Raw genomic sequence first — 13772 nt, 5'->3', positions numbered from 1 at the left:
TGGCATGATGGATGAAGCTGCGGTCCCCGGACCTGTGACTCTGGACAGTCAGCGAGGGGGCGCACGCGAGCTCGACACCAAGCTCTTGGAGATCTTGGTGTGTCCTCTGACGAAAACGACGCTCGGTTACGATCGTCAACGCCAGGAGCTGATCTCGAAGGCGGCCGGTCTGGCCTATCCGATTCGCGATGGCATTCCGATCATGCTGCCTGATGAGGCAAGGGAATTGACGGATGCTGAACGCGACTGAGCGCCCCTGGCCGAGAGAGTTACGGTTGAGGAGCGGGGGTGGGTCGCTTCTCGCGGCATTCGAGAATGGCGAGGAATTCGAGCTCAGCGCGGAATATCTGCGCATCGAGAGCCCGAGCGCCGAGGTCAAGGGCCATGGACCCGGGCAAGCGGTAACGGTGCCCGGTAAGCGCAACGTTGTGATCAGCAGCATCGAACCCGTAGGCAACTATGCGGTGCGTCTTGTTTTCAGCGACGGCCATGACACCGGCCTGTATTCGTGGGACTATCTGTTGCGGCTGGGCCGTGAGCAGGCAACGCTGTGGCAGGCTTATCTCGATCGGCTTGTGGCGGAGGGGCTCAGTCGGTAGGGCCGGAAGGGTGCCTTAGAGGCGTTCTCCGGACATCAGCCGGGGCAGGTCGCTTTGCCGACCCGCGGCTTCCTTCATGAAGAATGCCTTGACGGGCTGAGCTTGGTTCACCGCAGCCAGGCCCACGTCCCGCACCGTTTTCAACACGCCGCTCTCATTCGAGAACAACCGGTTCAGGCCCTCGGTCATGGCAGCGACCTTGAGGGCATCGAAGCGCCGCCAGCTCTGATAGCGTTCCAACGTGTCGATGGCACCGATATCGAGCCCGAGTCGGGCGCTGTCGATCACGACCTCGCTCAGCGCGGCGACATCCCGAAGCCCGAGATTGAATCCGAGCCCGGCGATGGGATGCAGCACATGCGCGGCGTCGCCGACCAGGGCAAGGCGTGGAACAACGTAGCTGCGAGCAATCTGCAGCGAGAGCGGATAGCCATGTCTTGGCCCCGCCAAGCTGACACGCCCGAGCTGCTCGCCAAAGCGCAACTTCAGCTCCCGGAGAAAGTCTGCATCGTCGGCCGCCAGCAACCGCTTTGCCGCTCGCTCTCCTTCGGTCCACACCAGCGACGACATGTTTCCCGGCAAGGGCAGGATGGCAAAAGGGCCTGCGGGGAGGAACCTCTCCACGGCCACGCCTCGATGGGGCATTTCATGTTTGACGGTCGTCACCAGACCGTACTGACCATAGGGCCAGCCCACGATTTTGATCCCGGCCAACTCCCTGACGGGTGAATTGCGCCCATCGGCGGCGATGGTCAGTGGAGTGAGGAGTTGGCGGCCGTCTGCGAGCAGGATTTTTGCTGCGTTCGGCTGCAGGTCGACGTCCAGGACGCTGCATCCTGCCATGACGGTGATATGCGGTGAGGCGATGATGGCGTCATAAAGCGCCTGGTACAGGAACCGGTTTTCGATGACCCAGGCCGAGCTGTCCGGTTCCTTGTCGTCGAAGCGCAACAGCACGGCGGGAGATCTCGTCCCGAGCGCGCTGTCGGTCACCTCGATGTTCCGTATGGGTTGGGCGTGATGGGTGACCTTTGACCACACCCCAATGGCCTCCAGCATGCGCCGAGACGTCACCGTCACGGCGGAGGCGCGTCCGTCCTGTTCAGCAGTGCTGAACGATGCGGGGTCGCGCGCGTCGATGAGGGCGACCTTGAGCGGCGATCGTGCGGTCGGGCCAGCAAGGGAAACGGCGGCCGCCATGCCCACGAGGCCGCCGCCGATGATTACAGTATCGAAACGCAATTCTGCCATAGCCATTCCCGAGCCACTGATCACACGTGCTAAAGTTCTGTTAGGGGCACATTAGCTCGTCCTAGCCCACCATGCATCGACAAGCAGGCAGATGCAGTCAAGAAGTCTGGGACAGTGTCCGTAGTCAGCGTTTTCGAGGAGCCTCCCTGAATGTCTCGTGCCATCGACGTCTTGATGAGAACGCTCGATCTCGAAAAGATTGAGGAGAACCTGTTTCGCGGATCAAGTCCGCAGGCGGGATGGCAACGCGTCTTCGGTGGGCAGGTGATTGGCCAGGCGCTTGTCGCCGCCATCAGGACCGTGGCACCCGAACGGCCGGCCCACTCTCTTCATGGCTATTTCATGCGGCCCGGAGATCCCCAGCTGCCGATCATCTATGAAGTGCATCGTGATAGGGATGGAGCGAGCTTTTCGACCAGACGCGTGGTCGCGATACAGCATGGTTTTCCCATCTTCACCATGTCGGCGTCCTTTCAGCGCGAAGAGGTGGGTCTTGAGCATCAAATCGCCATGCCGGACGTCGTCGGCCCGGAAGACCTGCTAAGCGAGCAGGAGATGCTCGCGAAATACCGCGGCGAGATGCCGGAAAACATGCGCCTTTACTTCGAGCGGGACCGTCCCATCGAGCTGCGTCCGGTACAGATTGAGAGCTACCTCAACCCGCGGAAGACGGAGCCCATCCAGTATGTCTGGATCCGTGCCACTGCGCCATTGCCGGCCGACCGGGCACTGCATCAATGCGTCCTTGCATATGCGTCGGATATGACGCTCCTTGACACTTCGCTCCTGCCTCACGGACGGTCGCTGTTCAATCGGGATATGGTGATGGCCAGTCTTGATCATGCCATGTGGTTGTTTCGCGATTTCCGCGCTGATGATTGGCTGCTCTATGCACAGGATTCTCCCGCCTCCATGGGCGGCAGGGGGTTCACGCGAGGCAACATATTCGATCGTAATGGTGTTCTTGTAGCGTCAGTGGCCCAGGAGGGCCTCATCAGGATTCAACGTTCCGCCACCAAAAAGAATGCTGATTGAGTTCGGCAAGTCACAAGAGCGCCCGCTCAGCAAAAAGCGGGACGGAGGAAGAGATGGAAGCAGAGTACCGGATCCGGCAAGTCCTTGAAGCCATCAAATCGGTCACTTCTTCGGCCGATGGATCTGATGATGCATTGGAATTCGCATCGCTTTTATATGGTCGGGGACTGCCCGAGGACCTGCTTCTCTACACTCCAGAAGAACTCGCCCTGATTGCCGAGAAAGCACTCGTGTTTCTCCGCGAGCGGCAACCCGGTCGCTGTAAGATCAACATCTACAATCCGACAGGTCGTCCGCGGCTCGACGCCGTCACGATCATCGAGATTGCGAACGACGATATGCCGTTCTTGCTCGATTCGGCGCTCGGCATACTGAACGAGCGGAGCATGTCCATCGAGCTCGTGTTGCACCCCATCCTTGCCGTGGAGCGCGAGCTGGGAGGAGCCTTGGTCTCGTTCAGCGACAGCGCCACCGCTCCCCTGCGCGTGCCGCGCGAGAGTTTCATTCACATCCATGTGACGCGACTGAACGATGAACAGGAAATCGCCAGTCTGCACCAGGAGCTCGCGGGGGTTTTTGCCGATGCCCGTACGGTCGTCCTGGACTGGCAGCCGATGCGCGACCGCGTCCATCGTTTGATCACTGATTACCAAAGCAATCCACCCCCGGTCGCCGTCGAGGATCTGTCCGAGTCCATCCAATTTCTGCAGTGGCTGCTGGACCAGCACTTCACGTTTCTCGGTGTCAGGGACTACCTGTTCTCCGGTGGCGCCGGCGGAGATCTGAAGCCTGCGCCCTCGAGCGGCCTGGGGCTGCTGAGATCGCCGGACGCTCGCGTCTTGCGGAAGGATGGTGATCTTGTCCACGTGACGGCGGAAGTGTGCCAGTGGCTCACTGAGTCCGAGCCGCTCATCATCACCAAGGCGAATGTCAGGTCCACGGTCCATCGCCGGACCTATCTGGATTACGTGGGAGTGAAGCAGTTCGACGGGGACGGCCGCATCATCGGCGAACTGCGCATCGTCGGTCTGTTCACATCCAGCGTCTACACCCGCAGCGCCCGAACGATCCCCATCATCAGGCGTAAGGTGGCGCACGTAATCGAGCATACCGGCCTCGACATGGAGAGCCATAGCGGAAAGGCGCTCCTGCACATCATCGAGACCTTTCCCCGGGACGAGCTGTTTCAATCCGACGTCGAAACCTTGGGCGACATGGCCACGGGTATTCTCCAGTTGGAGGAACGCCCGCGCACCCGGCTCTTCGTCCGCAAGGACAAGTTCAACCGGTTCATCTCGGCCTTTGCCTATATTCCCCGCGACCGCTTTAACACCGATGTGCGAATAAGGATCGGCGAACTCCTTGCCGCGGCCTATGAAGGGCATGTGTCTGCCTTCTATCCCTCGTTTCCCGAAAGCGCTCTGGTCCGGGTCCACTTCATCATCGGACGCCAAGGCGGTACTCCGCCGTCGCCGGATCTCTCCAAGCTGGAGGCAGAGGCCGCCGAGATCGTGAGGACGTGGGAGGACCGGCTGGTTGCAACGATGAAGCAGCGGCTGGAACCGGCCCAGTCTCGGCACCTGTTGCAGATCTACCGGCAAGCTTTCTCGGCAGGGTACCGCGACACCTATCCTCCGGAGCGTGCCGTTGAAGACATCCTTCGCATGGAGGAGCTCAACGACACGGGCGACATCGCTCTGAACCTCTATCGCACTGAAAAGGACGCTCCCGATACACTCCGACTGAAGCTCTACCACCTCGGGGAGCCGATCGCTCTGAGCGACCGCTTGCCCATTCTCGCAAATATGGGCTTCAGGGCGATCAACGAGCGGACTTACCGGGTTCAGCGCAAATCGGGAGGGCTCGTGATCCTTCACGAGGTGAAGCTCCAAGCCTCGGATCACAGCAACATCGATCTGGATGCTCTGCGCGACCCGATCCTCCAAGGGTTTCTGGCGGTCTGGGACCAGCGGGCCGAGGACGATCTCTATAACGGCCTGATCACCCGCAAGGGTTTCGCGTGGCGTGACGCGGCATTGTTGCGGTCCCTGAGCAAGTATCTTTGGCAGGCAGGCGTACCCTTCACCAACAATTACATGGCGGCGACCCTTAACAAGCATGCTGAAATCGCTGCCAAGCTTCTGCGCCTGTTCCATGTCCGCTTTGACCCGGCCAAGGCTCAATCCTCGATGGGCTCACCGAAAGAGGATCCGGAGGTCCAGGAGCTTCTACGCGACATTGAGGCGATCCTTGCGGATGTCCCCAGTCTCGACGAGGACCGCATTATCCGGCGCTTCGTCAATCTCCTCTTGGCGATGACTCGCACGAACTTCTTCCAGCGCGATGCATCCGGTAAGGATCGCCATACGATCAGCTTCAAGATTGACTCCAAGCGGGTCGACGGCCTCCCCGAGCCTAAACCCTTCGCGGAGATCTTTGTTTATGCCCCGGATATGGAGGGGGTTCATCTCCGTGGCGGTCGCATCGCGCGCGGTGGAATTCGGTGGTCGGATAGACCCGCAGATTTCCGCACTGAGGTTCTCGGCCTTGCCAAGGCGCAGAACGTCAAGAACGCGGTCATCGTGCCAGTCGGCGCCAAGGGCGGTTTTGTTTGCAAGCGGATGCCGGCGGATGCCAGTCGCGAACAGATCCAGGCCGAGGGAATACGCTGCTATCAGCTGCTCATTTCCAGCCTGCTTGATCTGACCGACAACCTCACGCCGAACGGGGTTGTTCACCCGCCCGAGACGATCCGTCATGACGTCGATGATCCCTATCTTGTTGTGGCGGCTGACAAGGGAACGGCTTCGTTTTCTGACATCGCCAATTCGCTTTCTGTATCGCGGGGCTTCTGGCTCGGAGATGCCTTCGCCTCGGGCGGCTCTGCAGGATACGACCACAAGAAAATGGGCATCACGGCTCGAGGCGCCTGGGAGGCCGTAAAGCGCCACTTCCGCGAGATGGATGTCGATATCCAGCGGCAGCCGTTCAGCGTCGTCGGGGTGGGAGACATGTCGGGGGACGTGTTCGGCAACGGGATGCTGCTGTCGCGTCAAATTCGTCTTGTCGCGGCCTTTGATCATCGCGACATCTTCATCGACCCGGATCCTGACAAGGAGGCGAGTTGGAGTGAGCGCGCGCGCCTGTTCGCCCTGCCGCGGTCGTCGTGGCAGGATTACGACAAGGCCCTGATCTCCAAAGGGGGCGGCGTCTTCCCTCGTCAAGCCAAGTCGATCAAACTCAGCGACGAGATGAGGGCTCTCACGGGTCTCCAGGCCACCGTTGCAGCACCCAGCGAGATTATCGGCGCTCTGCTGAAGGCACGCGTGGATCTGCTTTGGTTTGGCGGCATTGGCACCTATGTGCGAGCCAGTGATGAGAGCGATGCAGAAGTCGGTGACCGTGCGAATGATGCGATCCGGATCGCCGCCTCGGCCCTTTCAGCGAGGGTGATCGGCGAAGGGGCTAATCTGGCCGTCACGCAGCGCGCGCGGATTGAGTTCGCGATCAATGGTGGCCGGATCAATACCGACGCGATCGATAACTCGGCAGGTGTCAATTCCTCTGATTATGAGGTCAACATCAAGATTGCGATGAGCGCTGCGGAAGCGGCCGGCAAGATTGATCGTCCGGCGCGTAACGCGCTGCTGGTGGACATGACGGATCAGGTGGCCGGTCTCGTCCTGAGAAACAACTATCTGCAGACCCTGTGCTTGACCATCGCTCAAGCCCGAAACATGGAGGAAATGGGTTTTCACCTGCGATTGATGAGGTCACTGGAGACGCGTGGGCTTCTGGATCGGAACCTCGAAAATCTTCCCGATGATCGCGTTATGAAGGCGCGCCAGGCGCAATCGCAGGGTCTCACGCGTCCAGAGCTCGCCGTGCTGGTTGCCTACGCGAAGATCGTGTTGTTCGACGAGATCCTCGAGAGCACGGTTCCGGACGATCCTTATCTGAGCCGCGAGCTCTATCGCTATTTCCCGCCGGAACTCGGTCAACAGATGGGCCCCGAGATCGAATCCCACCGGCTGCGACGCGAAATCATATCCACCATGCTGGCCAACAGCATGATCAACCGCGGCGGCCCGGGTTTCTTGTTCCGGATGCAGGAGGAGGCAGGTGCGACAGTCGATTTGATCGCCGCAGCTTACGCCGTCGCTCGCGACAGCTTCGGCTTCGTCGAACTCAACGGCCTGGTCGATCAACTGGATGCGGAAATCCCGACTGTGCTGCAAACCGAGCTCTATATGGAACTCCAACTGCTGCTCCGGCTGCAGACGATGTGGTTTCTGCGTAATGAGAGGCTTCAGGGCGGGCTGGAAGCGCTCGTCCAGCATTATCGGGAGGGCCTCCGTAAAGTCGGGCAAGTTCTCCCGAAAGCCTTGCCGACGGAGACGCTCAAGTCCTGGGATGACTACGTCGGCCGCTTGGTGGGCGCCGGCGTGCCGGAGGAGACGGCTCTGGCGTTGGCGCAACTGCGGTTCAGCTATCGCGGCGCCGATATTGTCGCCGTTGCGACCCAGTCTGGTGCCGACGTGGCAGAGGTCACCGCAGTCTTCTTCCGTGTTGGGCGGGAGCTCGGCATCGACACGATCCTCACCTCCACGTCCAAAATGTCGGTCAGCGACTACTATGACCGTCTCGCGATCAATCGCACGATCGACGTCATTTTCGCAGTCCATCGTGATCTGGTGACGGAGATTCTGGCGGAATATGGCGCGGATGGCTGGGCGAGATGGCGGGAGTCGCGTCTGAATGCTGTGCAGCATGTCACGACGGCGAATGCAGAGACGCTGAGCTCTGGCGAGCTTTCTTTGTCTCGATTGACCGTTATGGCCAGCCTCCTTCAGGATCTCAAGAGCGCCGCTAACAACGATAACGAGCGAAGAGGAGCACGCTCATAAAGTGTATTCACTTGCAATGTAACTTATCGTTGTAATCTCCTGAGCTACAAGTTAGGTGACGCGGAGGGTGCTCTCATGGGTGCTCCTGCGTGAACCAGCGTGACCGATCGCCTCTATGGCTCGCGGTATCCCGCTGCGATGCCAATAAATCTGTTGGAGGTGAGCTATGGTTGCCGATCCTGGAGTTTTGACGGGGGATGATTACGGTCCGCAGCCGATCCCAAAGGGAAAGCTGAAGCGGGAGGCCGGCATTATCGGCCTCTTATATGCGGGCGTCGGGGGGATGATTGGGTCCGGATGGCTCTTCGGGCCACTGAACGCGGCTCAGCAGGCGGGTCCTCTGAGCGTCTGGTCGTGGATCATCGGCGGTGGTGCCGTCCTTTTGCTTGCGTTCGTTTATGCGGAACTTGCGACGATGCTGCCCCGGAGCGGCGCCGTCGTCCACATGAGCCATGTCAGTCATGGACGGTTGGTGGGGCGCATCTGGGGCTGGGTGCTGATTCTCGCCTATGTCACGATCGCCCCTGTCGAGGCGATAGCGATCATTGGCTATTCCGAAGCCTATATTCCCGGCTTGGTCGACCAGGCGACGGGCGTCCTCACCTCCAGCGGGATGGTGGTCGCAATATGTCTGCTCGCGATCATGGTCGGCCTCAACTTCTTGGCCATAAAGCTCGTCCTCACGATGAACAGTACCGCCACCTGGTGGAAGCTTGCGATACCCATCGGAACGATCGTGGTCTTGATGACGGCGTCCTTTCACCCGGAAAATTTTTTCACGGCGCACGAGTCGGCGGGAGTTGACGGCATCTTCACTGCGGTCTCCACCGCGGGGATTTTCTTCAGCCTGTTCGGCTTTCGGCAAGCGATTGATCTCGCTGGCGAGACGAAGAACCCGGGTCGGAACCTGCCCATTGCTGTCATCGGAACGGTGCTGATCGGCGTCGCCCTCTACGTGGCCTTGCAAGCGGCCTTCATCGTCGCGCTGGAGCCGGAGATGATTGCCAAGGGCGGCTGGCAAGCGCTGAGCTTTGACCATGTCACAGGGCCGTTTGCTGCCCTGACGATGGCCGTCGGCGCCACATGGTGGGCCGTCATTCTTTACTCCGACGCGATCGTCTCGCCCGGTGCTTGCGGTTTTATCTACACCACGACGGCGTCGCGGATCGTCATGGCCACCGGCGAAACAGGCGATCTGCCGAAACAGCTTTCATTCGTAAACCGGAATGGAGTGCCTTGGGTGGCGCTTCTGCTGACGTTCCTCCTGGGAGCGATTTTCTTCTTCCCCTTCCCGTCTTGGCATAAGCTCGTAGGGTATATTTCCTCGATAACCGTTTTGTCTTATGGCATCGGCCCGATCCTGCTTCTGAGGCTTCGCCTTTCAATGCCTGATGCGCCGAGGGTATTTCGCATTCGCGGGGCGTGGATCATCGCTCCCTTGGCCTTTGTCTCGGCGAACTTCATCATCCTGTGGGCAGGATTTTCGACCGTCAGCTTCCTCTTTGCGCTGCTGGGCATCTTCTTCACAATTTACATGATCTATTTCTTCTTGATCGCCAAAGGTCATCCCGACGAGCTCGATTGGCAGAATGCCTTGTGGCTGTTGCCTTACTTCGGCGGCATGTGGTTGATCAGCGCGATCGGTCCGGTGGATCTCGGCGGCGACGGAACGCTCACCTTCTACGAGTCCATGGCCGCCGTTGCGGTGTTGAGTTTGGTGACCTTGGTCATCGCGTTGAAGAACGCGGTCCCGGATACCAAGATCGTCCAGGCGATGAAGAACTTGGCGATGCAGCCGAAGTAACGGTGGACGTCATCGGATCCGCATTGGATCAATGCGGATCCGCGATAGTGCACCCGCGACGGGGCTTAATGCCGGAAATGCCGGATCCCGGTGAAGACCATGGCGATACCCGCCTCATCCGCAGCCGCAATCACCTCCGCGTCCCGCACGGAACCGCCCGGCTGGATGACGGCTGTAGCCCCTGCCGCAATCGCAGCAAGCAGGCCGTCCGCAAAGGGAAAGAAGGCGTCGGACGCAACCACGGATCCCTCTGAAAGTGAGACCGGCATCCCTGCGGCCTTCGCCGCCTCTGAAGCCTTATGGGCGGCGATCCGGGCTGAATCGACCCGGCTCATCTGGCCGGCACCGATGCCGACGGTTGCGCCGTCCTTGGCATAGACGATGGCATTCGATTTCACATGTTTGCACACGGAAAAGGCGAATTTCAGGTCTGCCTCTTCCTGAGGCGTCGGCCCTTTCTTGGTGACCACCTGAAATGTCGAGGGGCGGGCATTGTCGCGACTTTGAACCAGGAGGCCGCCCGCAACCGACTTCACCAGAAGTCCCGAGGCCAGCGGATCCGGAACTCCACCGGTGAGCAGCACGCGGACATTCTTTTTGGCCGCGAGCACGGAGAGGGCTGAGGCGTCGGCAGCCGGCGCGATGACGACCTCGCTGAAGAGCTGGGCGATCTGTTCGGCGACGGCCGCATCCATCTTCTGGTTGAGCGCGATGATGCCGCCGAAGGCACTCACCGGATCGCAACGTAGTGCCCGTTCGAAAGCCTCGCTCAAGCGGTCGCCCATCGCGACACCGCAGGGATTGGCATGCTTGACGATGACCACGGCGGGCCGATCCGTTCCAAGCTCCGCCACGCATTCGAACGCCGCATCCGTGTCGTTGATGTTGTTGTAGGAGAGCTCCTTCCCCTGGACCTGCTTCGCCGAAGCGACACCCGGCCGCTGTTCCAGTGTCTTGTAGAAGGCGGCGCTCTGGTGCGGGTTCTCGCCGTAGCGCAGCGTCTGCAACAACGTGCCACCGAACGCCTGATAGGTTCGGTCCGGTGTCTCCACCCGGCTTTGGAACCAGGTGCTCACGGCAGCATCGTAACTCGCCGTGCGGGAGAAGGCCTTCGCAGCCAGTCGCCTCCTCGTGCGAGCGCTGATGCCGCCCCCATTCGCCTCCAGCTCTTCGAGCACGCCATCATAGTCGTCGGGATCGACCACCACGGTGACGCCGCTATGGTTCTTGGCCGCGGCCCGGATCATGGCCGGGCCCCCGATGTCGATATTCTCGATGACTTCGTCGAAATCCGCGTTCCGACCGACAGCGGCCTCGAAAGGATAGAGATTGACGACCAGCAGATCGATCAGCGCGATATCGTTCGCCAGTCGCTGCGACTCATGATCATCGTTGCCCCGGATGGAAAGCAGTGCACCGTGGATTTTCGGATGGAGCGTCTTTACGCGGCCGTCCATGATTTCCGGAAAGCCTGTGACGGCGGAGACGTCCTGCACCGGAATGCCCGCATCCTGCAACGCGGCCGCAGTCCCTCCGGTGGAAATGAGGTCGATGCCCTTGGCAGAAAGGCTGCGGGCGAAACCCCCAAGGCCATGCTTGTTGGAGACCGAAAGCAAGGCTCGGCGAATCGGGACGAGATCGGGCATAGGCAAACTCCGCTGACTGCCCGCCCGATAGCACCTCTTTGCACTCCGGGAAACCCGGCAGGTTAGAGCGGCAACTGCGGTTCCCGTTCGAACTCGGGCGCCATTGCCGCTTTTTCGATCCGCTTGAAAGCCCACTTTACCGCGCGCGCCGAACCGACTTCGCCGGTGAGGACGATCTGCCGGGATCGGCGGGGTGTGGCATAACCGGAGAGATAGACGCTGTCCTCGATCCCCATCTCGGCACCTTTGGCCGAGAATTTCCAGCCTGTGCGGTTGGGCAGGGCGAGAATGATGCTCGCTCTGTCCCGCGCCCCGATGCATTTGATCGAGGGGTGCAGGTGGAATCGGATGCTGAAGATCGTCTCCGGTTCGGTGGTGCGGCCGTCGGGGGCGGCAAGGAACCGGTCTTCACCCCTCAGGTCAGCACCGTGCTTGGCGAGAAACATGCGTCTTTCATGGAGATAGCCGCAGCTGGCCAGATAGCCGTCGTGATAGGCCTCGAGCACTGAGCCGGTTTCGTGCGCCGTCAGCTCGCCATAAACCCGCTGTGGTCCGAAGAACAAGGGCGATCCGAACACCCGTGATGTCACGCTGTTGTCGAGAATGATGCTCGCGGATCGATCCCCGAGCGCCGCGGTCGAATGTGCCGCGGTTTTTCGAGCTGCAGATGTCCAATGCCCGTTTCCCGCCTGAGGGGATCCGCAGTTGACGACCACGCGATGGGGGCCGTCGCTGAACTCGAACGCGAGCGGTCCTGATTGCATATTGCGGTTGAGGCCGGCCGCCGGAGGTTTGCCGACATCCACAAGGACCGTGCTGCGGCCGAAGGCCAGTCTCGCATAACCCGTGTGCCGCGCCAGAGTGATCGGCTTTCCCCGCACATCATCCGCGTCGATGATGGCCCGCGCGGCGCCCGCCATCGTGTCGCTGACGCCGTTGAAGGTAGCGATGCCGCCATCGCCGTGAAGCAGGAACCGCAGGAATGGAAGCATGCGTTCAACAGCTGCATTGAAGCGTGCAGGCGGATGAATGCTGCGATTGTAGAGAGCGTCTCTGAGCGGCATGAGGTCCAGCAGCAACTCTACGGTGGCGGCTGGATTCCGTGAGATATGCCCGCCATCGGGCAGAATTTGCTCGTCCAGCTCCTCGGCGAGCCGCTCCAGCAGGTCGGTGCGCGCCTTGTCGAACCCGCCCAGCGCGGTGGCTGCGTATCCGAGAGCGATGGTGGCATCGAGCCGTCCTCGACTGCAGGGGGCAAAATGGATCGCCCGGGCCAGCTGGCTTGCCTGCCTGCTGACGCTGGTGAAGTAGAGCTTGGTGAAGGCAGCATCGGCATTGTGCAGGATGAAGCCGCCATGTCTGATCCAGGAAATGAGGCGGCGGCTCGCGACCTCCGGCTCTCGCGCCACAGCCAGCCGGTATCGACCCCCGTCGACCCAGTCGGTGATCAGCGAGCGCGCTTGGATACGTGAAAGTTCCCGTCCCGCGGCCTCCAGATGCTTCAGCCAGTCGAAGCCGTGAAGCGCGGTGGCAAATTCCGGATTCTGGCTGATCGCCTCGAATATGACGCGGCTGCCGGCATCGACGACGACGCCAGCCAGGGGAAACTGCCCCCGATACATCGCGGTCGCGATATCGGGATTGCCCCTCAGGAGGGGGCGGATCGGCCAGTGCAGAGCATTTGCTCGCAATCCGCTGCGAGGGACGAGCCCAACGGCCCGGTCTGCAATTCCATGGGCTGTCCGGCGAGCGATCGCATCGATCAGCTCAGCCGCCAGAGAGGGCGTCGACATGGCGCGAGAAAGGGCCATCGTCATCTGCGGCCCCTCCCGACGCGCCTATCCTCTGAGCGCGGCGATCTCCTCAGCGTAACGACTGCGCCCCCCGGCGAACACGGCTGTGCCGGCGACGAGAACATTCGCGCCTGCCGCGATGCACTGTGCCGCTGTCTTCGGGGTAATGCCGCCATCGACTTCCAGATCAATCTCGCGTCCTGTCCGGTCGATCATCTCCCGCACCCTGGCAATCTTGCGCAAAGTGCTGTCGATGAACGTCTGTCCACCGAAACCAGGATTGACCGTCATCACCAGAACCAGGTCGAGGGAGTCGATCAGCGGCTCGACGCACTCGACTGGCGTCCCAGGATTGAGGGCGAGGCCCGCTTTGCATCCCGACGCTCTGACAACTTGGAGCGTCCGATGTGCATGCGGTCCCGCCTCCCAGTGGGAGGTGATGATGTTCGCTCCGGCATCGACGAATGCCCCAATGAAAGGGTCGACCGGTGCAATCATCAAATGCACGTCGAATACCTTATCCGTGCAGTGTCTTAACGATTTGATAACGCTGGCCCCAAACGAGATGTTAGGGACGAAATGCCCGTCCATGACGTCGAGATGAATGTGATCCGCACCGGCGTCCGCTACGGCGCGGACCTCCGCACCGAGATCGGAAAAATCGGCAGCGAGGATCGAGGGGGCGATTTTGATTGATGGCGTGCTCATGCGCGGCTGATTATCAGCGGCCTTGGTCG

The 13772-nt window shown here is 60.7% G+C and carries 9 protein-coding genes; 5 read left to right on the top strand and 4 right to left on the bottom strand.

Annotated elements, in window-relative coordinates; translation table 11 throughout:
• The first annotated feature begins 7 nt into the window (after positions 1-7).
• Complete coding sequence (locus FKM97_RS20010) at positions 8-250, top strand: Trm112 family protein (protein WP_144294344.1); 243 nt, start codon at positions 8-10, stop codon at positions 248-250.
• A complete protein-coding gene (locus tag FKM97_RS20005; protein WP_144294197.1) occupies positions 234-599 on the top strand; it encodes a gamma-butyrobetaine hydroxylase family protein in 366 nt (121 codons plus the stop codon). Before FKM97_RS20010 ends, FKM97_RS20005 begins: the two co-directional genes overlap by 17 nt.
• A gap of 15 nt (positions 600-614) precedes the next feature.
• Here FKM97_RS20005 and FKM97_RS20000 read toward each other — a convergent pair whose 3' ends face one another.
• The gene (locus FKM97_RS20000) at positions 615-1850 is read right to left on the bottom strand and encodes an FAD-dependent monooxygenase (protein ID WP_246105179.1); all 1236 of its coding nucleotides are present in this window, start codon (positions 1848-1850) and stop codon (positions 615-617) included.
• Between the two features lie 150 nt (positions 1851-2000).
• On the opposite strand from FKM97_RS20000, the gene tesB reads away from it, so the two are divergent.
• The 3 genes from tesB to FKM97_RS19985 all read left to right on the top strand — a co-directional run bounded on the left by tesB (position 2001) and on the right by FKM97_RS19985 (position 9596).
• The gene (gene tesB / locus FKM97_RS19995) at positions 2001-2885 is read left to right on the top strand and encodes an acyl-CoA thioesterase II (protein ID WP_144294195.1); all 885 of its coding nucleotides are present in this window, start codon (positions 2001-2003) and stop codon (positions 2883-2885) included.
• A 53-nt stretch (positions 2886-2938) separates the two neighbouring features.
• Complete coding sequence (locus tag FKM97_RS19990; protein WP_144294194.1) at positions 2939-7792, top strand: NAD-glutamate dehydrogenase; 4854 nt, start codon at positions 2939-2941, stop codon at positions 7790-7792.
• A gap of 166 nt (positions 7793-7958) precedes the next feature.
• Positions 7959-9596, top strand: a complete 1638-nt coding sequence (locus FKM97_RS19985) for an APC family permease (protein ID WP_144294193.1) — start codon at positions 7959-7961, stop codon at positions 9594-9596.
• 65 nt (positions 9597-9661) lie between these two features.
• Here FKM97_RS19985 and purH read toward each other — a convergent pair whose 3' ends face one another.
• The 3 genes from purH to rpe form a co-directional block, all read right to left on the bottom strand.
• Positions 9662-11242 (bottom strand): bifunctional phosphoribosylaminoimidazolecarboxamide formyltransferase/IMP cyclohydrolase, encoded by a 1581-nt coding sequence (gene purH / locus FKM97_RS19980; RefSeq protein ID WP_144294192.1) that lies wholly within the window; start codon positions 11240-11242, stop codon positions 9662-9664.
• Between the two features lie 62 nt (positions 11243-11304).
• Positions 11305-13059: a heparinase II/III family protein gene (locus FKM97_RS19975; protein ID WP_144294191.1), complete on the bottom strand. Its 1755-nt coding sequence runs from the start codon at positions 13057-13059 to the stop codon at positions 11305-11307.
• A 21-nt stretch (positions 13060-13080) separates the two neighbouring features.
• Complete coding sequence (gene rpe, locus FKM97_RS19970) at positions 13081-13743, bottom strand: ribulose-phosphate 3-epimerase (protein WP_144294190.1); 663 nt, start codon at positions 13741-13743, stop codon at positions 13081-13083.
• Positions 13744-13772 lie beyond the last annotated feature (29 nt).

The organism is Rhodoligotrophos appendicifer, from assembly GCF_007474605.1.
Taxonomy (GTDB): Bacteria; Pseudomonadota; Alphaproteobacteria; order Rhizobiales; family Im1; genus Rhodoligotrophos; species Rhodoligotrophos appendicifer.
Note: the sequence above shows the minus strand (reverse complement) of the source record. Positions and strands in the feature narration are given on the sequence as shown.

Excerpts from the sequence above, each read along its gene's own strand:
- FKM97_RS20010 (WP_144294344.1), top strand. The coding sequence starts at position 8 with ATGGATGAAGCTGCGGTCCCCGGACCTGTGACTCTGGACAGTCAGCGA.
- FKM97_RS20005 (WP_144294197.1), top strand. The coding sequence starts at position 234 with ATGCTGAACGCGACTGAGCGCCCCTGGCCGAGAGAGTTACGGTTGAGG.
- FKM97_RS20000 (WP_246105179.1), bottom strand. The coding sequence starts at position 1,850 with ATGGCAGAATTGCGTTTCGATACTGTAATCATCGGCGGCGGCCTCGTG.
- tesB (WP_144294195.1), top strand. The coding sequence starts at position 2,001 with ATGTCTCGTGCCATCGACGTCTTGATGAGAACGCTCGATCTCGAAAAG.
- FKM97_RS19990 (WP_144294194.1), top strand. The coding sequence starts at position 2,939 with ATGGAAGCAGAGTACCGGATCCGGCAAGTCCTTGAAGCCATCAAATCG.
- FKM97_RS19985 (WP_144294193.1), top strand. The coding sequence starts at position 7,959 with ATGGTTGCCGATCCTGGAGTTTTGACGGGGGATGATTACGGTCCGCAG.
- purH (WP_144294192.1), bottom strand. The coding sequence starts at position 11,242 with ATGCCCGATCTCGTCCCGATTCGCCGAGCCTTGCTTTCGGTCTCCAAC.
- FKM97_RS19975 (WP_144294191.1), bottom strand. The coding sequence starts at position 13,059 with ATGACGATGGCCCTTTCTCGCGCCATGTCGACGCCCTCTCTGGCGGCT.
- rpe (WP_144294190.1), bottom strand. The coding sequence starts at position 13,743 with ATGAGCACGCCATCAATCAAAATCGCCCCCTCGATCCTCGCTGCCGAT.